The 19,280-nt window shown below is 65.4% G+C and carries 21 protein-coding genes; 13 read left to right on the top strand and 8 right to left on the bottom strand.

All coding sequences use genetic code 11. The annotated features are described in order from the left end of the window. The first annotated feature begins 16 nt into the window (after positions 1-16). Both XH96_RS06570 and XH96_RS06565 read left to right on the top strand, forming a co-directional pair. Positions 17-1,402: an MBOAT family protein gene (locus tag XH96_RS06570; RefSeq protein ID WP_194391568.1), complete on the top strand. Its 1,386-nt coding sequence runs from the start codon at positions 17-19 to the stop codon at positions 1,400-1,402. Beyond that, positions 1,371-2,531: a hypothetical protein gene (locus tag XH96_RS06565; RefSeq protein WP_194391567.1), complete on the top strand. Its 1,161-nt coding sequence runs from the start codon at positions 1,371-1,373 to the stop codon at positions 2,529-2,531. Before XH96_RS06570 ends, XH96_RS06565 begins: the two co-directional genes overlap by 32 nt. 1 nt (position 2,532) lies before the next feature. On the opposite strand, the gene XH96_RS06560 is transcribed toward XH96_RS06565, so the two are convergent. Together XH96_RS06560 and XH96_RS06555 are read right to left on the bottom strand one after the other, a co-directional pair. Further along, positions 2,533-3,012 (bottom strand): DUF992 domain-containing protein, encoded by a 480-nt coding sequence (locus XH96_RS06560; RefSeq protein ID WP_194391565.1) that lies wholly within the window; start codon positions 3,010-3,012, stop codon positions 2,533-2,535. A gap of 183 nt (positions 3,013-3,195) precedes the next feature. Beyond that, complete coding sequence (locus XH96_RS06555) at positions 3,196-4,398, bottom strand: pyridoxal phosphate-dependent aminotransferase (protein WP_028176678.1); 1,203 nt, start codon at positions 4,396-4,398, stop codon at positions 3,196-3,198. A gap of 650 nt (positions 4,399-5,048) precedes the next feature. On the opposite strand from XH96_RS06555, the gene XH96_RS06550 reads away from it, so the two are divergent. The 6 genes from XH96_RS06550 to XH96_RS06525 all read left to right on the top strand — a co-directional run bounded on the left by XH96_RS06550 (position 5,049) and on the right by XH96_RS06525 (position 9,038). Next, the gene (locus XH96_RS06550; protein ID WP_194391563.1) at positions 5,049-5,699 is read left to right on the top strand and encodes a glutathione S-transferase family protein; all 651 of its coding nucleotides are present in this window, start codon (positions 5,049-5,051) and stop codon (positions 5,697-5,699) included. A 154-nt stretch (positions 5,700-5,853) separates the two neighbouring features. Then, a complete protein-coding gene (locus XH96_RS06545; RefSeq protein ID WP_162832045.1) occupies positions 5,854-6,030 on the top strand; it encodes a hypothetical protein in 177 nt (58 codons plus the stop codon). 85 nt (positions 6,031-6,115) lie between these two features. Further along, positions 6,116-6,262 (top strand): hypothetical protein, encoded by a 147-nt coding sequence (locus tag XH96_RS06540; protein WP_162131603.1) that lies wholly within the window; start codon positions 6,116-6,118, stop codon positions 6,260-6,262. A gap of 128 nt (positions 6,263-6,390) precedes the next feature. Then, on the top strand, positions 6,391-7,203 hold the full coding sequence (locus tag XH96_RS06535; protein ID WP_194391561.1) for a PAS-domain containing protein: 813 nt from the start codon (positions 6,391-6,393) through the stop codon (positions 7,201-7,203). Positions 7,204-7,383: 180 nt separating this feature from the next. Beyond that, complete coding sequence (locus XH96_RS06530) at positions 7,384-7,839, top strand: GNAT family N-acetyltransferase (RefSeq protein ID WP_194391559.1); 456 nt, start codon at positions 7,384-7,386, stop codon at positions 7,837-7,839. A 257-nt stretch (positions 7,840-8,096) separates the two neighbouring features. Then, on the top strand, positions 8,097-9,038 hold the full coding sequence (locus tag XH96_RS06525) for an aldo/keto reductase (RefSeq protein ID WP_194391557.1): 942 nt from the start codon (positions 8,097-8,099) through the stop codon (positions 9,036-9,038). A 13-nt stretch (positions 9,039-9,051) separates the two neighbouring features. On the opposite strand, the gene XH96_RS06520 is transcribed toward XH96_RS06525, so the two are convergent. The 3 genes from XH96_RS06520 to XH96_RS06510 form a co-directional block, all read right to left on the bottom strand. Beyond that, the gene (locus XH96_RS06520) at positions 9,052-9,375 is read right to left on the bottom strand and encodes an antibiotic biosynthesis monooxygenase (RefSeq protein ID WP_024340421.1); all 324 of its coding nucleotides are present in this window, start codon (positions 9,373-9,375) and stop codon (positions 9,052-9,054) included. 143 nt (positions 9,376-9,518) lie between these two features. Next, complete coding sequence (locus tag XH96_RS06515; RefSeq protein ID WP_194391555.1) at positions 9,519-10,736, bottom strand: DUF1501 domain-containing protein; 1,218 nt, start codon at positions 10,734-10,736, stop codon at positions 9,519-9,521. Between the two features lie 2 nt (positions 10,737-10,738). Beyond that, positions 10,739-12,295: a DUF1800 domain-containing protein gene (locus XH96_RS06510; RefSeq protein ID WP_194391553.1), complete on the bottom strand. Its 1,557-nt coding sequence runs from the start codon at positions 12,293-12,295 to the stop codon at positions 10,739-10,741. Between the two features lie 113 nt (positions 12,296-12,408). On the opposite strand from XH96_RS06510, the gene XH96_RS39040 reads away from it, so the two are divergent. Continuing rightward, positions 12,409-12,606 carry a cysteine-rich CWC family protein gene (locus XH96_RS39040; RefSeq protein WP_246789977.1) on the top strand — a complete coding sequence of 66 codons (198 nt, stop codon included), beginning with the start codon at positions 12,409-12,411 and terminating at the stop codon, positions 12,604-12,606. A gap of 90 nt (positions 12,607-12,696) precedes the next feature. Here XH96_RS39040 and XH96_RS06505 read toward each other — a convergent pair whose 3' ends face one another. From XH96_RS06505 to XH96_RS06495, 3 genes are all read right to left on the bottom strand, one after another. Continuing rightward, complete coding sequence (locus XH96_RS06505; protein ID WP_194391552.1) at positions 12,697-13,395, bottom strand: glutathione S-transferase family protein; 699 nt, start codon at positions 13,393-13,395, stop codon at positions 12,697-12,699. Positions 13,396-13,553: 158 nt separating this feature from the next. After that, a complete protein-coding gene (locus XH96_RS06500; protein ID WP_028176669.1) occupies positions 13,554-13,784 on the bottom strand; it encodes a hypothetical protein in 231 nt (76 codons plus the stop codon). Beyond that, entirely contained in the window at positions 13,781-14,560 is a 780-nt protein-coding gene (locus XH96_RS06495) for a sulfite exporter TauE/SafE family protein (protein ID WP_061877456.1), read from the bottom strand. Before XH96_RS06495 ends, XH96_RS06500 begins: the two co-directional genes overlap by 4 nt. Before the next feature lie 111 nt (positions 14,561-14,671). Here XH96_RS06495 and XH96_RS06490 point away from each other — a divergent pair, with 111 nt between their 5' ends. The 4 genes from XH96_RS06490 (at position 14,672) to uvrB (ending at position 19,268) form a co-directional block, all read left to right on the top strand. Then, positions 14,672-15,586 carry a LysR substrate-binding domain-containing protein gene (locus tag XH96_RS06490; RefSeq protein WP_194391550.1) on the top strand — a complete coding sequence of 305 codons (915 nt, stop codon included), beginning with the start codon at positions 14,672-14,674 and terminating at the stop codon, positions 15,584-15,586. A gap of 114 nt (positions 15,587-15,700) precedes the next feature. After that, positions 15,701-15,925 (top strand): hypothetical protein, encoded by a 225-nt coding sequence (locus XH96_RS06485; RefSeq protein ID WP_028176666.1) that lies wholly within the window; start codon positions 15,701-15,703, stop codon positions 15,923-15,925. Positions 15,926-15,979: 54 nt separating this feature from the next. Then, positions 15,980-16,207, top strand: coding sequence for a hypothetical protein (locus tag XH96_RS06480; RefSeq protein ID WP_194391548.1), 228 nt, complete (start codon positions 15,980-15,982; stop codon positions 16,205-16,207). A gap of 94 nt (positions 16,208-16,301) precedes the next feature. After that, positions 16,302-19,268 carry an excinuclease ABC subunit UvrB gene (gene uvrB / locus XH96_RS06475; RefSeq protein ID WP_194391547.1) on the top strand — a complete coding sequence of 989 codons (2,967 nt, stop codon included), beginning with the start codon at positions 16,302-16,304 and terminating at the stop codon, positions 19,266-19,268. Positions 19,269-19,280: the final 12 nt, after the last annotated feature.

Here is a 19,280-nt window from a genome sequence, read left to right as displayed (position 1 = left end):
GCTGGTTCTTGGAATTGTGACGCTGATCGTGCACGCCATTCCGCAGGGCGCGCCACGCCTGCTCGCGACGACCTTCATCAGCCTACTCTTCTATGTCAGCCTCAATCCTGGCACGTGGTACGTGCTGGTCGCAGTCGCCACGCTGGCCTATTTCTCCGGACTCGTCCTGTCTCGCGTGCCCGAGGGCCGGGTGCGGGGTATGCTGTTTGCGGCGCTCCTGACAGCGACCCTCCTGCCGCTGCTGTTCTTCAAGTACGCAGCAACCGCCTATCATCTGCTGCCACCCGACAGCGATCTGGCGGTCCGATGGTCGACGATGGCCAACGTCATCCTGCCGATCGGCATCTCGTTCTATTCGTTTCTGGCAGCCGGATACGTCATTGACGTTTTTGTCGGAAGCCAGCCGGCCGAAAGGAACGCAATCCGATTCGGCGCAGTCATGCTCTTCTTCCCGCATCTGACCGCCGGTCCGATCGAGCGCGCGCGGCATTTGCTGCCGCAACTCGAAAATCTCGGCGTGTTCAACTACGAACGCGCGGTTACCGGCCTGCGCGCCATCCTCACCGGCCTGTTCCTCAAGATCGTCGTCGCCGATACGCTGGCACCTTATGTTGACGCCATCTATTCGGCGCCCCGCAATCACGGGGCCGTCGACCTGGCGCTCGCCACCATCTATTTTTCATTTCAGGTCTACGCAGACTTTGCCGGCTACTCGTTGATCGCGATCGGAAGTGCTCGCCTGCTGGGTATCGAACTCACGATCAATTTCATGCAACCCTGGCTCAGCCAGAATCTGCCCGACTACTGGCGGCGCTGGCACATCAGCCTGTCCTCCTGGTTTCGCGACTATGTTTTCATGCCATTGCAGTTCCAGGCAAGGCGTTGGGGGAAGTATGGTCTTGCCGGGGCGTTGGTCTTCACCTTCGTGCTGGTCGGCATCTGGCACGGCGCCGGATTCAACTTCGCCGTTTTCGGCTTGATCCACGGCGCCCTCGTCGCATTCTCGACGCTCACCTTCGCCCGGCGCGATCGGTTCTGGCGATCCCGCATTCCGCGCCCGGTGCTGCTGGTGCTGCGTGCCGTGACGACGTTCGTCATCGTCACCCTGACGTTCATCCTATTTCGCGCCAGCGGTCTCCGAGAGGCGCTTTGGATCTACAAGACACTCTTCACCGGAGCCGAGGGCGTCGCAACGGTCGCGCAGACGAAGCCTCTGCTAGCAATCGCGGCAGTCATCGCATACGACCTCCTGGTCACATGGGCCAAGGACGCCAAGCCCTTCCCGGTCTGGCTCCGCTGGTCAGGCTACTACGCCGCCGTCGCATGCATCGTCTCCGCAATGATCCAGCACGCTTCACAAGCATCTTCGAATGTCCAGCAGTTCATTTATTTCAAGTTCTAGCCCGTTCACCGGCACTCACCCGGCCAGGCGATTCCTCCTACGGCTGGGCATCTTTCTGCTGCCCCTGGCGATGATCGCAGTTCCTGGACTCGGAATCCCCCTTCTGTGCGGCGAACTGCTGCCCGTCAGCACCGTCGCGTGGCTGCAGGCCCATGGAGCGTCATTCGTATACCTTCCCAAGCTGTCGGATCATTCGTACCGGCTGAAGGTAGATGCGGTTCTCCAGAGAAAACCGGAAGCGGTGGCGATGGGATCCTCACGCGCAAATCAGTGGCGTAGCGCCATGTTTCATCCCACAAGGTTTTATAATGCTGCGAACGCAGTTTTTGTGGTCCGTGACTTCGCTCGCATGCTCGAGGAATTCGGCGACTTCAGCCCCCGCGTTATTATTTTCTCGATCGACTATTTTCCCTTCGTTCCCACATTCGAGACAACCTACTCATCTCAATCTCGCGGCGAAATAGGCGGCTGGGCGACACCTGAACAGATCGGCATTATTCTCGGCGTATTCGAGGATCTGGTGCGCACCCGCAGATTTCCCTGGCCCTCTTACGATGGCACCCCCGCATTGGGTTTATCTGCGATACGGACCGGCTCTGGATTTCGTCTTGACGGATCCTACAATTACGGATCGCGCACTTTCGACGACGGAACGGACAGCGTTTCTGCAATCGAGGCAGGAAAGCAATGGCCTCTCGTTCCCGCCCAGCGTCTCGACAGCTCTATTCTCCGGGACTTCGAACGCTTCACCGAGTTGGCAAGACAGAAAGGTATCGCGCTCGTCGGGGTGACCATGCCTTACATTCCCAAGGTGCGCGACGCCATAGAGCGATCATCACACTACGGGGCGTGGCGACAGTTTCGATCGGCAGAAACGCAGGAATGGATCCGAAACCAGGGCGTGCTCTATTTTGACTTCAGCAGACTGGAGAGTTTCGGTGGCCGGCCGGATGAATTTGCCGATCCCTACCATCCGAGTGAACCAGCTTACATCAGGATGCTGCTTTCGATGCTAACCGAACAGAGATTTCGCGCTCTGTTTCCAGAAATTGATGCTCACGACCTTGAGGAAAGACTGAAACACGCTACTCGGCTAGAGGCCTACCGAGACAAATGGCCCGCAAACTAAACTAACGCCCCGGGCGCAGTTCCAGGCTTTCGAGTCCGGCGGCGACGTTGAGGCCGACCTGGCCCTGTACGCTGAGCGGCTGGAGCGCGATCGAGTTGTTGGAGCCGCCGACCAGAACGTTGCCGCCAAGTCCAACACCGACCGAGGCGCTGCCCTGCGCGCCCGCGTAATTGCCGGAGAGGTCGCCGGGGCCGAGCCGGTCGACCGGTGCGAACACACCCCAGGCCAGCGCCGTCTCCTGGGTGATGCCGATGTCGAGGCCGACCTTGCGGATGGTCGCGACGTAGCGGTCCTCGGGCAAGCCGTCGGCGCGCAGCACACAGCCGAGATGGGTTACCGATCCCACGATGAAGCCGACACTGGCACCGCCGCGGCACTCGAGCACGCCGACCCGCGTCATCCGCTGCTGCGCGCCACCGGTCGCGACGGAGGCAAGAAGGCTGGCGGCAGTGAGCCCTGCGAGGAGGAATGAACGGCGCATGAATGTCTCCGGCGATGATGTGATGCGAGCAGCGAGAGCGCCCCACCCGTGTTGCGTGATGGTCTATGCCACAACAGCCGTGGTGGTGCCAGATCGCGCACGAGGATAAGCGTGCAAACAATTAAAAAGGCCCGCCAGAGGCGGGCCTTTTCGATGCCTTGTCGCTGCTGTCGCGGCAGAGCCTCAGCGCAGATTGCCGCAGAAGCGCTGGATGCGCTTGCAGGCGTCTTCGAGGTCCGAGGTCTTGGTCGCATAGGAGATGCGGAACGCGGGTCCAAGGCCGAAGGCCGACCCCTGCACCACGGCGACGCCTTCGGTCTCCAGCAGCTCGGTGACGAACTGCTCGTCGTTGGAGATCACATTGCCCGACGGCGCTTTCTTGCCGATGGTGCCGGCGCAGGACGGATAGACGTAGAACGCGCCTTCGGGGCGCGGGCACTCGATGCCGCTCGCCTGGTTGAGCATGGAGACGACGAGGTCACGCCGCTCCTTGAAGACCTTGTTGTTGGCGGGAATGAACTCCTGCGGACCGTTCAGCGCCTCGACCGAGGCCCATTGCGCGATGGAGCACGGGTTCGAGGTCGATTGCGACTGGATCGTCGCCATCGCCTTGATGAGATGCGCCGGACCGCCGGCGTAGCCGATACGCCAGCCGGTCATGCAGTAGGCCTTGGAGACGCCGTTCACGGTGAGCGTGCGGTCGTAGAGACCAGGCTCGACCTGCGCGACGGTGGTGAATTGGAAGTCGTCATAGACGAGATGCTCGTACATGTCGTCGGTCATCACCCAGACATGGGGATGCTTCACCAGCACGTCGGTGAGCGCTTTCAGTTCCGAGCGCGTGTAGGCGGCTCCCGTCGGGTTCGACGGCGAGCACAGGATGACCCATTTGGTCTTCGGCGTGATCGCACGCTCGAGCGCCTCTGCCTGGAGCTTGAAGCCGGTCGCCGCGGTGCAGACCACCGGCACCGGCTCGCCGCCGGCGAGCGCGACCATCTCGGGATAGCTGACCCAATAGGGCGCGGGAATGATCACCTCGTCGCCCGGATTGATGGTCGCCATCAGCGCGTTGTAGAGCACCTGCTTGCCGCCGGTGCCGACGATGATCTGGTTCGGCTTGTAGGCGACGCCGTTCTCGCGCTGAAACTTGGCGATGATGGCTTCCTTCAGCTCGGGGATGCCGTCCACCGCGGTGTACTTGGTCTTGCCGGCCTCGATGGCGTGGATCGCCGCCAGCTTGATGTTGGCGGGCGTGTCGAAGTCGGGCTCGCCGGCGCCGAGGCCGATGACGTTGCGGCCAGCCGCTTTCAGCGCGCGTGCTTTGTCCGTGACCGCGATGGTCGCGGACGGCTTCACACGGTCGAGCGCAGCGGCAAGGAAGGACATCATCATCTCCTGGCGAGCGTCGTGAAGCCATTCGCCTCACGACTCCAATTGTGGGAATGAGCCACCCTAAAACGTGTGCCGCTGCGCCGCAAGAAACTTCGGCCCGATCTCGAAAAAGATTGCCGATTTCCGGCGTTTCGAGGTGCGGTTTCCCAGCAATATTGCGCAATTCAACCTCCGGAATTCCTCATATCCGGCAAGGCCTGTCCTCGGAGCAATTTTTGCGCGTTGAGCGTCGCCAGGAGACCGCTCGTCGTCATGCCCGGGCTTGTCCCGCCTGCGCGGCCGAAGCCGCTTCGGCGAGGCGAAGGCCCTGGCAGCCACGTTCTTCGTGCGGCAAGTCAGACGTGGATGGCCGGGACGAGCCCAGCCATGACGATGCGGAAGCACTGGCGTCCTAATCCCGATCGTCCATGCGATGGCCTACGTGCTTCACGGCCTCGTAGAGCGATGCGTCCGCAGATTGACGTACACGTGAACTGAATTGCATCGTCGCGCGGAAATGATCTTCCGCAACGTTGCAGTGCGGCAGGGTTTTCAAGTTTTTCTATTGGCCGGCTCTTGCGGCGGATTCGCATCGGCATCATTGTTTAGCCGCCTCGCGGGGGCACGATCGCCGCGTCTTCACGTCCTCGGATTCGAACTGCAGAATGTACAAGCTCTATTCGATGCAACGCTCGGGCAACAGCTACAAGGTCCGCCTTGCGCTGGCGCTGCTCAACCTGCCTTATGAAGCGGTGGAGGTGGACATCCTGCGCGGCGAGAGCCGCACGCCGGACTTTCTCAGCAAGAACCCGTCGGGACAGGTGCCGCTGCTCGAGGTCGGCGAGGGCCGCTATCTCGCCGAGTCCAATGCCATCCTCTGGTACGTCGCCGTCGGCACGCCGCTCGCGCCGGAAAACCGCATCGATCGCGCCGAAGCGCTGCAATGGATGTTCTTCGAGCAGCACGCGCTCGAGCCGAACATCGGCGCCGCCTATTTCTGGCTGTCGCTGGTCAAGGGCGGCCGCGATCTCCAGACCCATTCGCTGGAGGACTGGATGGAGCGCGGCTATGGCGCGCTCCAGGTGATGGAGAACCATCTCAAGACCAACGCCTACTTCGCTGCGCGCCAGCTCACGGTCGCCGACATCGCGCTGTACGGCTACACCCACCTCGCCGACCGCTGCGACTTCGATCTTTCCACCTTCCCGGCGATCCGGGACTGGCTCGAGCGCGTCGAAGCCGCACCCGGTTTCGTGACCATGGACTGGCGCCCGGCGGACATCGACGACCCCGCCAGCATCGCGGCGGGCGCCTGACGGGCGCCGCGCCCGGGCGAATAGCGGGCATAAGGGCCCCCTTTGCCGCAATCTCGCCATTTTTGGCGCGATAGCCGCCGCAATATTGCCGGTTGAAACTGGGAAATTCCAGGAAGTCGCGGGTGATTCGCTCGCGTGTTGAAGGATTTAGACCATGATGCGGGCGTCCGGCACGGCAGGCTTTCAGAGCCCATCCGCTACCGTCGCGTCTTCCCGGCTCACCCATGCGGTCGCGGCCTCGCTAGCCGTCGCCGCGCTCTCGCTGTGCCTGATCGTCACCCTGACGGTGCTATCGACCAAGGCGACCATGGCGATGGGCCTGCCGGTCTGATTCCCGTTTCATCCTGGACCTACCTTCAGGGCACCGTGCGGCCCGCGCCGACCGGCATCGCGACAGGACGTCGATGAAATCACCTGTGGTAGTCGTTGCAATCACCCTGACCGCGGCCATCCTGGTCGCGGCGTCGCTGTTGATCATCGTCGGCACGCGCAAGGGCGTCGGGACGTCGACGCTGAATGCGCCCGCACTGCAACAGCGCGTCAAGCACGCGCACATGGTCTAAAATCATCGGAAAGCTTGAGGGGTGCACGCAAGCGCGCCTTAAGCACGCCGCACGAAACCGCATCGCAGTCACGCAACAATCAGTCAGTGTTGCGGCCTGACCTCGTTCGTGAGGAGCGAGACTGGTCCATGCGGTTCGGATGGCGCGCGATCTCCGGTCCGGCGCTGACGGCAGCGGCCCTGCTGCTGGCAATGCTGTTCGATCGCCTTTTTTCCACCCCCTCGCCCGCGCCGCTGTTGGTCTGCATCGTGGCTCTCGCCGGCGCGCTCGCGGGGCTCGCCTCCGCCATGACGACGGCCGTTGTCGCAGTGATCGGCGCGGCGCTGTTCTTCCTCAACCGCCACGGCGTTTCCGGCTATGGCGCCGCCGATCTGGTCCGGCTCGGTCTCCTGGCCGTCACGGCTGTCGGCACCGCCGGCATCACCGGCCTGATGCGCGAGCGGCTGCTCGGCACGGTCGCGGCCGAGCGCCGGAGCCACGCCACGGCCGCGCGGCTGTCGGCCGCGCTCGACCAGGTCGATATCGGCATCGTGCTGCTCGATGCCGAGACCCGGGCCGAGTTCATCAACCGCGCGTTCCGCGATTATTTTGCGGTGCCGGACGAGATCGCCGAAAGCAAGCCACCCTTCATCGCGCTGATGTATCACGGCCGCGACACCGGCGCGTTCGAGCTGCCGGAGGACGAGCTCGGCACCTTCATCGCACGACGCATGGAGATGGTGCGGGGCGGCGATGCCACGCCGATCAACATCAAATTGAGCAACGGCGAGGTGCTGCGCTTCGTCTGCACCGCGCTGCCCGACGGTGGACGCATGCTGAGCTACACCCCGGTGACCGACCTCGTGCGCCACACTGACGAGCCATCACGCGCCGACTACTACCGCTCGCTGCGCGACCCCGCAAACCGCAAGCTGACCCGCTACCTGCGCGTCGCGGAGTAGAGCATGTTGAAATCAAGCTCTGACGGCGCCCGGGGATCATCTCTCCTCGACGGGGAGAGGTGATCCGATTCTGAGCCTGCATCGATTCACCCAATGCCCAACCGTCCAAGTGATGGCGCAATTGATCGGCGCACCCTTCATCACGTATGAAGGACGCTTCATCGATCCTGGAATTCTCTCATGTCCCTCACCATTCGCGCCCTGACCAGGCAGGATTACGATCAATGGCTGCCGCTGTGGGACGGCTACAACGCCTTCTACGGCCGCTCGGGCCCGACCGCCCTGTCGCCCGAGATTACGAAGATGACGTGGCAGCGCTTCTTCGATGCCTATGAGCCGATGCATGCGCTGGTGGCCGAGGACGACGGCCGCCTGCTCGGGCTGACGCATTATCTGTTTCATCGCAGCACCACCGCGATCGAGCCGTCCTGCTATTTGCAGGACCTGTTCACGCTCGAATCCGCGCGCGGCAAGGGCGTCGCCTCGGCGCTGATCCATGGCGTCTATGAGCGGGCAAAGCTCGCGGGATCGACGCGCGTGTACTGGCAGACGCACGAGACCAATCTGACGGCGCAGCGCCTGTACGACAAGGTCGCGGAGCGGTCCGGCTTCATCGTCTATCGCAAGATCTTCTGAGTCCTGCGCCCTGAAGCCTTGTGGATAACTCCGCCTGTCACCCGGGCGTAACACAGCAAGACTACGCTGCGCCTGCGTCTGGTCAGGCCCCCCGTCACCGATCAAGCGCCCCAAAGCGGCCCCCGTCAGTCGCCGCGTCTGACAGGGGCCGCATTTTTTTGTCCGGGATTGTCTGCATGGCAGCAGCGCGGGCATCAGCTTGCTGATGCGGCGCACGGTGGTCACAATGTGCCGCTGCTCATCTGACAGGATCTCCCATGGAAATTCGCAATCTCGGCGCCTCCGGCCTTCGCGTGTCTGCGGTCGGGCTCGGCTGCAACAATTTCGGCCAGCGCACGGATCTGGAGACATCGCGCAAGGTGATCCATCGCGCGCTCGATCTCGGCATCACGCTGTTCGACACCGCCGACATCTATGCCGGGATGGGCGGCTCGGAGACGGTGCTCGGCACCGTGCTCGGCGATCGCCGCAAGGACATCGTGCTCGCCACCAAATATGCCAAGCCGATGGCGACCGACGGCACCAGGCAGGGCGCCTCGCGCCGCTACATCATGGATGCGGTCGAGGCCAGCCTCAGGCGACTCAAGACTGATTACATCGACCTCTACCAGCAGCACGACTACGACCCGCTGACGCCGATGGAGGAGACCTTGCGTGCGCTCGACGACCTCGTCCGGCAAGGCAAGGTGCGCTACATCGGCAACTCCAACTTCCCGGCCTGGCGGATCGCGGAAGCCGAATTCGCCGCGCGCGCGATGAATGTCAGCCGCTTCATCTCGTGCCAGGACGAATACTCACTGCTGGTGCGAGACATCGAGAAGGACCTGCTGCCGGCGGCGCAAGAGTACAGGCTCGGCCTGCTGCCGTTCTTCCCGCTCGCGAGCGGCCTGCTGACGGGCAAGTACCAGCGCGGCGCGGCGGCGCCGGCCGACACGCGCTTTGCCAAGGCGCCGGCGCTGCGCGACCGTTACGTCACGCCGCGCAACGAGGACATGGTCGAGAAGCTCCAGGCCTTCGCCAAGGCGCACGGCCGCTCGATGCTGGAACTCGCCTTCTCCTGGCTCGCCGCGCGCCCGCAGGTGTCGAGCGTGATCGCAGGCGCCACGCGCGTCGAGCAGATCGAGGAGAACGTGAAGGCGATCGCCTGGAAGCTCAGCGCGGATGAGATGGCGGAGATCGACAAGATCACCCTGGGCTGAGCTCTGCGGCGCGCTACTTCGCGCCGCGCCCGACCGTCTGCACCACCTCGAAGCCCTCGAACTGGGGATGGCCGAGATAAAGCGGCTTGTTGTCGCCCGCCTTGTGATGCGCCGCGCGAAACGCCTCCGACTTGGTCCAGGCCTCGAACGCGGCGTGGTTCGCCCACACGGTGTGGGAGGCGTAGAGCGTGTGGTCCTCGAGCTCGGGGCCCCTCAGCAGATGGAATTCGACGAAGCCCGGCACCTTGTCGAGATGGGTGTCGCGCGAAAGCCAGACCTGCTCGAAGGCAGCCTCGGAGCCCTTGGCGACGCGGAAGCGGTTCATGGCAATGTACATTGGGTGGTCTCTCCTGATGCCCGGCCCATCATGTCGTCATTCCGGGATGCGCCGCAAGGCGCAGGCCCGGGATCCATTTCGCCACGGAACAAGTCGATGAACGGATTCCGGGCTCGCGCTTCCGCGCGCCCCGGAATGACGGCCTAAGCCACCAACCCCTTCATCGGCCTTGCGCTCGCGCTATCCGGAAACACCGTCTCCGCCAGCACGCGGTCGGACAGGCCGAACCGGTCCTGCAGCACGCCCTTGATCACGGAGCGCAGATCCGTCGTCGGCTTGAGGTCGCGGGCCTCATGGAGGTCGGCGAGCTTGAGGCCAGGCCAGTCGGCGATGACGCGGCCGCCCTTCACCGCGCCGCCGGCGAGCAGCGCGATCGTTCCCGTGCCGTGATCGGTGCCGTCGGTGCCGTTGATGCGCGCGGTGCGGCCGAACTCGGTGGCGACGACGACGACAGTCTCGCGCCATCGATCCCCCAGGCCGCTTTCGAACTCGGCGAGCGCGCCGTCGAGGCCGCCGAGCAGGAAGGCGAGACGCCCCACAGGGCCGCCTTCATTGGCATGCGTGTCCCAGCCGTCGAAGGCGAGCGCGGCGATGCGCGGGCCGTCATCGGCCGCCATCAGCTTCGCCGCGCCGCGCGCGACCTGCCGCATCTGCGCGACGGCGTTGCCGCCCTTCGCCTTCATATCTGCGCCGGCTGCGACCTTGTCGAGCTGGAGGCCTTGCGACAACGCCGAGGCCAGTGCGGGATCGCGGTGACGGTAGAGCTCCGTGAGGCGCATCGCGGTGTCGTCATCGGCCTGCGGCAGCGCCACCGGCGCCCAGCCGACGGTGGGCGCGTTGCCACGCAGCACCAGCGGTGTGGTCGGCCCGACGGCGAGACCGCTCGACACGCGTTCGCCGCGCGGCAGCGCTTCCAGCGCGCGGTTGAGCCAGCCGGACTGCACGCGGCCCGGGCCGGCAAAGCCGCTTTCGAGCACGTCCTGGCCGTCGAAATGCGAGCGGTCGCGATAGGGCGTCGCCACCGCATGGATCACCGCCGCATGCCTGTCGCGATACATGCGCGCAAATTCCGGCATTGCCGGATGCAGCGCGAAGAAGGAATCGAGCATGATCGCGGGATGCGCACCATCGGCGGTGAGCGCGATCGAGCCGTGCAGGCCGGCATAGTCGGGGTCGCCGATCGGCCCGACGGTCGAGAGACCGTCGAGCGCGCCGCGCAGGATCACCACGATCAATCGTGGATCGCGCCCATCGGCGGCGCGGGCGAATTTCGGCAGGTAGGCCCAGGCCGCGAAGGAAGCGCCGCCGAGCAGCAGGCCGCGGCGCGAGGTGAGGAGCCGGTTTTCGACGCAGTCGATCATCTTCATCTCCTCTGCATTTCCGGCGACATCAACAGCAGCGCCAGCGCCTGCTGCCGCGACTCCGCGCGCTCGATGGTTTTGCGCGTTTCGATCGAGGCCGCGTCTGCAGCGGCAAATTCGAGCAAGTCAAGCGGATCGATGTTGTTGCCGAGCCGCGCGCCGATCTGCGCCGCAATGTCCAGCCTGAGCTTGATGCCTTCGGGCGCGGCCCAGGCGGCATTGGTGTCGGGAAAGCCGTTGGGGCCGGGCGGTGACCATAGCGGCTGACCGAGCAGGTTGAGGCCGTTGAGATAGCGGCTCGGGTCCTCCGGCACCTGCGCGAGCAGCCGGCCGCTCGCGACCAGGAAATCGTAAGGGCTGCGCATCTTGGTCAGGGGCGCCCTCCACGCCTCATCGGAATCGACCAGCGTCATGGCAAGCGCCTTGAGATCGCCGTCGGACTTGACGAAGACATCGCGCAGGCGCCCGACGAGCGCCGGCGGCGGATCATCGGCGACGAAGTGGCGGACGAATTTGGCGGCGATGAAATTCGCGGTCGACGGATGGCGCGCGAGGTCGGCGAGCGCGGCTTCGCCCTGTGCGAGCCCGGTGGCCTCGTAGCTCCTGCCGAGCAGGACTTGCGGCCCGGGCTGATGCGCATTGACGTTGAAGACGAAGGAGCCGGGCGACCCTAGCTGCCCCTGCCGGCCGGCGAAGGTCCAGCCGGTGATGATGCGCGCGAGCGATGTGACGTCGCCTTGCGTGTAGCCGCCGCCGACGCCGAGCGTATGCAGCTCCATGATCTCGCGCGCGAGATTCTCGTTCAGCCCGCGCTTGCGATTCTGCCCGGCGCGCGAATCCGGGCCGAGCGATTGCTGGTTATCCAGGAAGAACAGCATCGCGGGATGCTGCTCGACCGCCCTCAGCATGTCGGCGAAGCGCCCGAGCACGTGCGGCCTGATCGCCTCGCGCTCGAACGCGCCCGCCCAGATTCGTGTCAGCTCGCCCTTGCTGGCGGAGATGCAGAAATGGTTGGACCAGAACGCGACGAGGCGCTCGGTGAAGCCGCACTCGGCCAGCGTCGCGCGCTGCAGCCGCGCCAGTGCCTCGGCGCGAAACGTCTTCTGGATCACGTTGAGCGGCTGCGGCGCGGGCTTTGCGGCCGGCGGTGCCGCGGCGTCGGGCTGCATGGCGTCCGGCTTTGCCGCATTGTCCACAGGCTTCGCATCCGCCATCTGGCCGGCGATCTCCGTCGCCGCCGCGTTCAGCGAGGGATTGCGGCGGAGCCCGGCGTTCCGTTCGGTCGGCGCGGCCGGCGGCGTCTCAGCGGGCGTGGCGGCCTTCGCCGCCTCGCGCGCCTGCTTGACCTGGTCCTGATAGGCAAAGACGGCCTGCCCGAGTTGCGGCGTCGATTGCAGTCCCGGCGCTTCCAGCAGCACGCCGTTGGGACGCGCAAGCTCGGCCTTCACGAAGCCGCGCGGGTCGGATGCTGCGTTGATGAGATCGCCCGACGCGCCGCCGCGGGCGCCGAAGCCAAAGCGGTTGAGCGCGACGAGGGCAGCTTGCGTGTCGCGGGCCATCGATCTGTCCTTCGCGCGTTGGAGCCGCTTTCCTGCTACGTTCGCGGCGCGTAATATACCGCAGCGACAGATGAACCCGACATGAAAATGACGGCGAAGCTTCGGCGTAGATCATGACAAATCCGAAAGAATCCGCGTTGCAGGAACCGCGCCGCCTCGCCTGCTCCCGCTGCGGCACCGAGTTCGGCTGCGACCTCTCGGGAAGCTGCTGGTGCGCGGAGGAGACGGCAAAACTGCCGATGCCGCTCGCGGGTGAGGATTGCTTGTGCCGGGAGTGCTTGAGGAAAGCGGCGGCGGAGGCCGTGTCGTAGGGTGGGCAAAGCGAAGCGTGCCCACGCATTTTTTGGCGATCGAGCGAGATGGTGGGCACGGCGCTTTGCGCCTTTGCCCACCCCACGAAGCTACACCGCAAATCCCGGCGACTTCCGCGCCATGCCGTCGAACGCGTCCAGCAGCTTTTCCCGCCAGGCATAGACCGGATCATCCGCCTCCAGCAGCTTGAACGGGCTGACCACGCGCGCCCATTGAAATCCGCCGAACACGATGTAGTCGGCGTAGTTCGGCGCGTTGCCGCCGAGATAGGGCTGTTTCTTCAAGGCCTGCCGCATCACCTCCAGCGACTTGCGGAACGCGACCACGCCGGTGTCGCGGCTCGCCATCACCTCTTCCAGGCTCTTGCCGCCGAAGCGCGCCTCACGCGACTTGCGGAAATAGGCGGCGTCGACCTCGGCGAGGTTGTTGGGGATGTCGGCGACTACAAGCGGAAAGATGCCGCCGACGATGGCGATGTCGCCCCATGCGTTGATCATGCGCGCCATGGCGCGGCCGCCCTCGCCGCCGAACAACGACGGACGATCCGGAAAATTGTCTTCCAGATAATTCGCGATGGTCCAGGAATCGACCACCGCCTTGTCGTCGTGCAACAGCACCGGCACCTTCTCCGAGCCGTGCGGCGCAAGCGTGCTCTTCTCGGTGAAGCGCCAGGGCAGCGATTCCGCCGCCAGCCCCTTGTGCGCCAGCGCCATCCGCGTGCGCCAGCAATACGGGCTGAAGGGGCGCGAAGCGTCGGTGCCGACGAGTTCATAGAGTTTGAGTGACATGCAAGGCCTCCGCTTGCTCCGTCATTGCGAGGAGCTCGCGACAAAATTGCAATGCAATTTTGCGCTGGTGCGACGAAGCAATCCGGACTGCCGCCGCGGACGCATTCTGGATTGCTTCGCTGACGCTCGCAATGACGATGTGGAGACAACTGTGCGTATCACCGCCCGTTCGTGCGCAGCAATCTCTCGCCGTCCTCCGTCACCGCGATGACCAGCCCCACGCCGGCTATTGTCTCGCGGGCGACGTAGCCGCGGTCGGCGGCGTCTTCCCAGATGGTGAGGCGCGGGCACGAGGTCTTCCAGGTCGCGATCACCTCGGCATAGGCGCGCGGCTCGCGCGCGACCCATTCGACGAAGTCCAGCACCAGCGGATCGGCGTTGCGGCTCATTGCAAACCTCCCTTGTCGAAGGCGGCCAGCACCGGGGTACGAACCAGGAGCCAGCCGCCATAGGCGATGTAGTAGCAGGCAATGGTGGTGATCAGCTTGTTCGACCATGCCAGGAATTGCTGGTCGGTCATGGCTTCGAGGATGCGCCGCGCCAGCGTGGTGCCGAGCATCGAGGCGGCAATCGCGACGCCGGCGAGCACGGGATCGAGGCTCGCCGCCTGGTCGATGATGCCGCCGAAATAGACCAGCTTGGTGAAATGGCTGACGAGCTGGCACATCGCCTTGGTGGCGACTTTCTCGCGCCGGCCGAAATTGCCGCCGAGGAAGAAGGTGTCGAGCAGCGGACCGGAGACGCCGGTCATCAGCATCAGGCCCATGCAGATCGTGCCGTAGACCGTGCCCTGCCAGAGACGGTCGGGATCGGGCTTGATGTTCGCCGGCAGGAGCCGCGCCATGAACGGCGTGGCACCCAGCATCAGCAGCGCGACCGGCTTGTCCGGCACGTAGCGGGTGAGCGACCAGGCCGCGAGCGCGACCGCAGCGCCGACCATATAGTTTGCGACCGGCCGCCAGCGGATATGCGCCCGCCACAGGAACGCGCGCCAGCCGTTCGAGGCCATCTGCGTGATCGCATGCAGCACCATCGCGGTCGGCAACGGCATCAGGGCCAGCAGCACGCCGATCAGGACCAGCCCGCCCGCCATGCCGAACAGCCCGGACAGGAATGCGGTGGCGACCATCAGCAATCCGAGGGCCGCGATCATGAGGGGCGTCACGCGCAGGATCTCCAGGTTCTCGGGTCAGGGGAGCGGAACGTGCCTTGCTTGCCCCCTCTCCGCAAACTGAGTTATCTTGCCCTGGCATCAGCTTTCCTGAGGGTCGGGCATTTGCGGCGACTGCTGTTTCTCAACGGCATCAAGGCGTTCGAGGCGGCGGCGCGGACCGGCAGCTTTGCTGCGGCCGGGCTGGAGCTGAGCGTGTCGGCGGCCGCCGTCAGCCGCATGGTGCATCTGCTCGAAGAGCGGCTCGGCGTCGCGTTGTTCGAGCGCAAGGCCAACCGCCTGGTGCTGACGCAGGCCGGCCGCGCCTATCAGAGCGGGCTGACCCCGATCTTCGATGCGCTGGCGAGCCTCACCGCGCAGGTGACGGCGCCCTCGAGCGTGCGCGTGCTCACCATCGGCGTCGGCCACACCTTTGCGATGCGCTGGCTGATCCCGCGCCTGTCCGAGTTTCGCAACGAGGAGCCCGACATCGAGGTGCGCTTCACCACCGGCGGCGCGTCGGTGCCGTTCGGCGAGGACTGGAGCTGCGGCATCAAGCTCGGCACCGGCGACTGGCCCGGCCTCGTCGCCGAGCCGCTGTTTGCCGGCGACCTGACGCCGGTCTGCGTGCCACGCCTCGCGGGCGGGCTGAAGCGTCCGGCCGACCTGAAGGGACCGAGCCTGATCCGCGTCGCGCACTCGCCCGAGGACTGGCCGATCTGGCTGAAGGCCGCGGGCGTTGCGCGGATCAACGCGCGGGGGCCCGAGTTCCAGTTCTACGGCCAGGCGTTGCAGGCAGCTGCCGACGGGCTCGGCATCGCCATGGGCATCCGCCCCTATATCGACGACGATCTCGCGGCCGGCCGGCTGGTGGCGCCTTTCGATCTCTCGGTGCCCAAGGGCATGCGCTGGTACCTGCTCTATCGCAGCTTTCAAACCGAGCAGCGCGACTTTGCCGCCTTCCGCCGCTGGATCATGCGCGCGGCCTCGGAACCCGCCGCCCGCCCCCGCCGGATCGGCCGCGCCGGCGCGCGGAACTGAAGTCTTTTCGACAAGCTTGAGCAAAAAAAGCCGCGTCGCTTGTGAACCGCTTCACATTCTAAAACCCGCAATCGTGGTCCCCTGACCCTCCGAAAAAAAGTGGGACCTACACTCATGACGACCCTTTACGACGGCTTTGACATCGAATCCTTCGAAGCTGGCAAGGGGCTGTGGCACGCGCGGATCCGCCGGGCCGATTTCAGCCCGGTAGCCATCGACGGCGTGCTGTTTCCTGCCATGGAAGTCGGCTTCGCCTGGCCCGATCCCGATGCGGCGATCGCCGATGCCAAGCACCACATCGATCGCTTCCGCCGGCGGGCTGAAGGCGACGACGAATAGCCCAGCGGGTCCGCGGGCGGACCAGAGAAAAAGCGCGCAGGGGGAACACCGGTCATGTCCATCATCGAAACCGACGCAGCGCGGCCGCGGATCTACATCCGCGCGGTGCTGTCCAACTGCCCGGAATGCGACGGCGATCTCGCGGTGCTCCGCGTGATCCCCGGCCGCGCCGGATGCGAGTACTGGGCCATGCGCTGCAGCGATTGCGGCGGCATCCATCTCGACATCCTCGAGCCGCATGTCCCGGCCGGGGACGACGGCGGGCCGCTGGCGGCGGCCTGAAGGTCCCGGCCTGCTGCCAACCTGCTGTCAGCAGCCTGCATGGCGGCGGCCATTCGCCCTTTATTGCGGGGCGGACTCGTCCCATATTCGGCTGATGGCGAAGAAACCTGCTCCCCCCGCAAAATCCCCGAAAACCAAGGCTCCGAACTCGAAGGCACACCGCCCCGACGTGCAGCCGATCGGGCCGGCGCTGGCCGAGTTGCTCAATCCCGCGATCAATCGCGGCGATGCGGGCCTGGGGTCGGGCACCGGGCTTCAGCCGCCGCCGGACAATTCGCGCGACCGCCGCGCGGGAGGCGAGGCCGCTGCGCATCGCGCGCGCGCTTCGACGCCGAAGGAGTTCCCTCAGGATACCGCGCGGCCGATGCCGCTGCGGCCCAATCCGCAGCCGCCGGGCGCCCGTCAGTCCAGTGAGCTCGCAGGATTGGAGGAGGCGCCGCAGGCCAATTACGGCACCGCGGCCACGATTCCGACGCTCGATCCGGAACTGGCGCGGCAGCTCGGCCTTCCCACCGAGGAGGACGATGCCGAGGCGCTGGCGCGCCCGCCGCGCAGCAAGATGGAGGCGCTCGGCGTCAAGGCCACCGCGGACGCGCTGGAATCGCTGATCCGCGAGGGCCGGCCGGAGTTCCGCAAGGGCGACGGCTCCATGAAGGTGTGGACGCCGCACCGGCCGCCGCGCCCGGAGAAGTCCGAAGGCGGCGTGCGCTTCGAGATCAAGTCGTCCTACGAGCCCAAGGGCGACCAGCCGACCGCGATCGCCGAGCTGGTCGAGGGCATCAACCGCAACGACCGCAGCCAGGTGCTGCTCGGCGTCACCGGCTCGGGCAAGACCTACACCATGGCCAAGGTGATCGAGGCGACGCAGCGCCCCGCCCTGATCCTGGCGCCGAACAAGACGCTCGCCGCCCAGCTCTATGGCGAGTTCAAGAATTTCTTCCCGGACAATGCGGTCGAGTATTTCGTCTCGTACTACGACTACTACCAGCCGGAGGCCTACGTCCCCCGCACCGACACCTATATCGAGAAGGATTCCTCGATCAACGAGCAGATCGACCGCATGCGCCACTCGGCGACGCGCGCGCTGCTGGAGCGCGACGACGTCATCATCGTGGCGTCGGTGTCCTGCATCTACGGTATCGGTTCGGTCGAGACCTACACCGCGATGACGTTCGCGCTGAAGAAGGGCGAGCGCATCGACCAGCGCCAGCTCATCGCAGACCTGGTCGCACTGCAATACAAGCGCACCCAGGCCGATTTCACCCGCGGCACGTTCCGGGTGCGCGGCGACGTCATCGACATCTTCCCCGCGCACTACGAAGACCGCGCCTGGCGCGTGAACCTGTTCGGCGACACCATCGAGACCATCGAGGAGTTCGACCCGCTCACCGGCCACAAGCAGGACGAGCTCGAATTCATCAAGATGTACGCCAACTCGCACTATGTGACGCCGCGCCCAACGCTGGTGCAGGCGATCAAGTCGATCAAGTCGGAGCTGAAGCAGCGGCTCGACCAGCTGCACGACCAGGGCCGCCTGCTCGAAGCCCAGCGGCTGGAGCAGCGCACCACGTTCGACCTGGAGATGATGGAGGCGACCGGAAGCTGCGCCGGCATCGAGAACTATTCGCGCTATCTCACGGGGCGCCGCCCCGGCGAGCCGCCGCCGACGCTGTTCGAATACGTCCCCGACAACGCGCTGATCTTCGCCGACGAGAGCCACGTCACCATTCCGCAGATCGGCGCCATGTTCCGCGGCGACTTCCGCCGCAAGGCGACGCTGGCCGAATACGGCTTCCGCCTGCCCTCCTGCATGGACAATCGCCCGCTTCGCTTCGAGGAGTGGGACATGATGCGGCCGCAGACCGTCGCCGTCTCCGCCACGCCCGGCAGCTGGGAGCTGAACGAGAGCGGCGGCGTCTTCGTCGAGCAGGTGATCCGCCCGACGGGCCTGATTGATCCGCCCGTCGACATCCGCCCGGCGCGGACCCAGGTGGACGATCTCGTCGGCGAGGTGCGCGCCACCGCGCAGGCCGGCTATCGCTCGCTGATCACGGTGCTGACCAAACGCATGGCGGAGGACCTCACCGAATATCTGCACGAGCAGGGCATCCGCGTCCGCTACATGCACTCGGACATCGACACCATCGAGCGCATCGAGATCATCAGGGATTTGCGCCTCGGCGCGTTCGACGCGCTGGTCGGCATCAACCTGCTGCGCGAAGGCCTCGACATCCCCGAATGCGCGCTGGTCGCGATTCTCGACGCCGACAAGGAAGGTTTTCTGCGCAGCGAAACGTCCTTGATTCAGACCATCGGCCGCGCCGCGCGCAACGTCGACGGCAAGGTGATCCTCTATGCCGACCAGATGACCGGCTCGATGGAGCGCGCCATCGCCGAGACCAACCGCCGCCGCGAGAAGCAGGTCGAGTACAACACCGCCCACGGCATCACGCCGGAGAGCGTGAAGAAGCAGATCGGCGACATCCTCAACTCGGTCTACGAGCGCGACCACGTGCTGGTCGAGGTCGGCGGCCATGACATGACCGACGACGTCATCTCGATCGGCCACAATTTCGAGGCCGTGCTCGCCGATCTCGAAACCCGCATGCGCGAGGCCGCCGCCGACCTGAACTTCGAGGAAGCCGCCCGCCTGCGCGACGAGGTCAAGCGCCTGCGCGCGACCGAGCTCGCGGTGGTCGACGATCCCACCGCGAAGCAGCGAACCGTGCAGGGCAAGGCCGGCGCCTATGCCGGCAGCAAGAAGTACGGCGACGCGGCGAATTTGCCGGTCAGCGCGATGAAGAAGAAGACCGTGAGCTCCGCGCTGAAGGCCAGCGGCGGCGGCAGCGGCTCGAAAGTGCACAAGCCGCATCTCGACGAGATGCACGGCCCGGAATCCCTGCCCTATCGCGAGAACCCGAGCCTGCCGTCAAAGCCGTTCGGCAGCACCAGCCGGATCATCCAGCCGACGGACTCGCGGCAGTCCGGTCCGGAGTTCGGGCCGGCGCCGAAGTCGACGGGCGGGATGCCGGGGCGAAGGGGTGGGTGGAAGAAGAGGTAGGCGTAACCGCGC

The organism is Bradyrhizobium sp. CCBAU 51765 (assembly GCF_015291725.1).
Lineage (GTDB): Bacteria > Pseudomonadota > Alphaproteobacteria > Rhizobiales > Xanthobacteraceae > Bradyrhizobium > Bradyrhizobium liaoningense.
The sequence above is the reverse complement of the archived record's forward strand: the minus strand, read 5'-3'. Positions and strand labels throughout refer to the sequence as shown.

Bases quoted from the DNA above. Each gene is read 5' to 3' on its own strand.
- XH96_RS06500 (WP_028176669.1), bottom strand. From the start codon at position 13,784: ATGAGCCGCAACGCCGATCCGCTGGTGCTGGACTTCGTCGAATGGGTC.
- XH96_RS39040 (WP_246789977.1), top strand. From the start codon at position 12,409: ATGACAAATCCGAAAGAATCCGCGTTGCAGGAACCGCGCCGCCTCGCC.
- XH96_RS06565 (WP_194391567.1), top strand. From the start codon at position 1,371: ATGTCCAGCAGTTCATTTATTTCAAGTTCTAGCCCGTTCACCGGCACT.
- XH96_RS06550 (WP_194391563.1), top strand. From the start codon at position 5,049: ATGTACAAGCTCTATTCGATGCAACGCTCGGGCAACAGCTACAAGGTC.
- XH96_RS06480 (WP_194391548.1), top strand. From the start codon at position 15,980: ATGTCCATCATCGAAACCGACGCAGCGCGGCCGCGGATCTACATCCGC.
- XH96_RS06535 (WP_194391561.1), top strand. From the start codon at position 6,391: ATGCGGTTCGGATGGCGCGCGATCTCCGGTCCGGCGCTGACGGCAGCG.
- XH96_RS06510 (WP_194391553.1), bottom strand. From the start codon at position 12,295: ATGGCCCGCGACACGCAAGCTGCCCTCGTCGCGCTCAACCGCTTTGGC.
- XH96_RS06515 (WP_194391555.1), bottom strand. From the start codon at position 10,736: ATGATCGACTGCGTCGAAAACCGGCTCCTCACCTCGCGCCGCGGCCTG.
- XH96_RS06520 (WP_024340421.1), bottom strand. From the start codon at position 9,375: ATGTACATTGCCATGAACCGCTTCCGCGTCGCCAAGGGCTCCGAGGCT.
- XH96_RS06525 (WP_194391557.1), top strand. From the start codon at position 8,097: ATGGAAATTCGCAATCTCGGCGCCTCCGGCCTTCGCGTGTCTGCGGTC.
- XH96_RS06555 (WP_028176678.1), bottom strand. From the start codon at position 4,398: ATGTCCTTCCTTGCCGCTGCGCTCGACCGTGTGAAGCCGTCCGCGACC.
- XH96_RS06560 (WP_194391565.1), bottom strand. From the start codon at position 3,012: ATGCGCCGTTCATTCCTCCTCGCAGGGCTCACTGCCGCCAGCCTTCTT.
- XH96_RS06530 (WP_194391559.1), top strand. From the start codon at position 7,384: ATGTCCCTCACCATTCGCGCCCTGACCAGGCAGGATTACGATCAATGG.
- XH96_RS06505 (WP_194391552.1), bottom strand. From the start codon at position 13,395: ATGTCACTCAAACTCTATGAACTCGTCGGCACCGACGCTTCGCGCCCC.
- XH96_RS06485 (WP_028176666.1), top strand. From the start codon at position 15,701: ATGACGACCCTTTACGACGGCTTTGACATCGAATCCTTCGAAGCTGGC.
- XH96_RS06545 (WP_162832045.1), top strand. From the start codon at position 5,854: ATGATGCGGGCGTCCGGCACGGCAGGCTTTCAGAGCCCATCCGCTACC.
- uvrB (WP_194391547.1), top strand. From the start codon at position 16,302: ATGGCGAAGAAACCTGCTCCCCCCGCAAAATCCCCGAAAACCAAGGCT.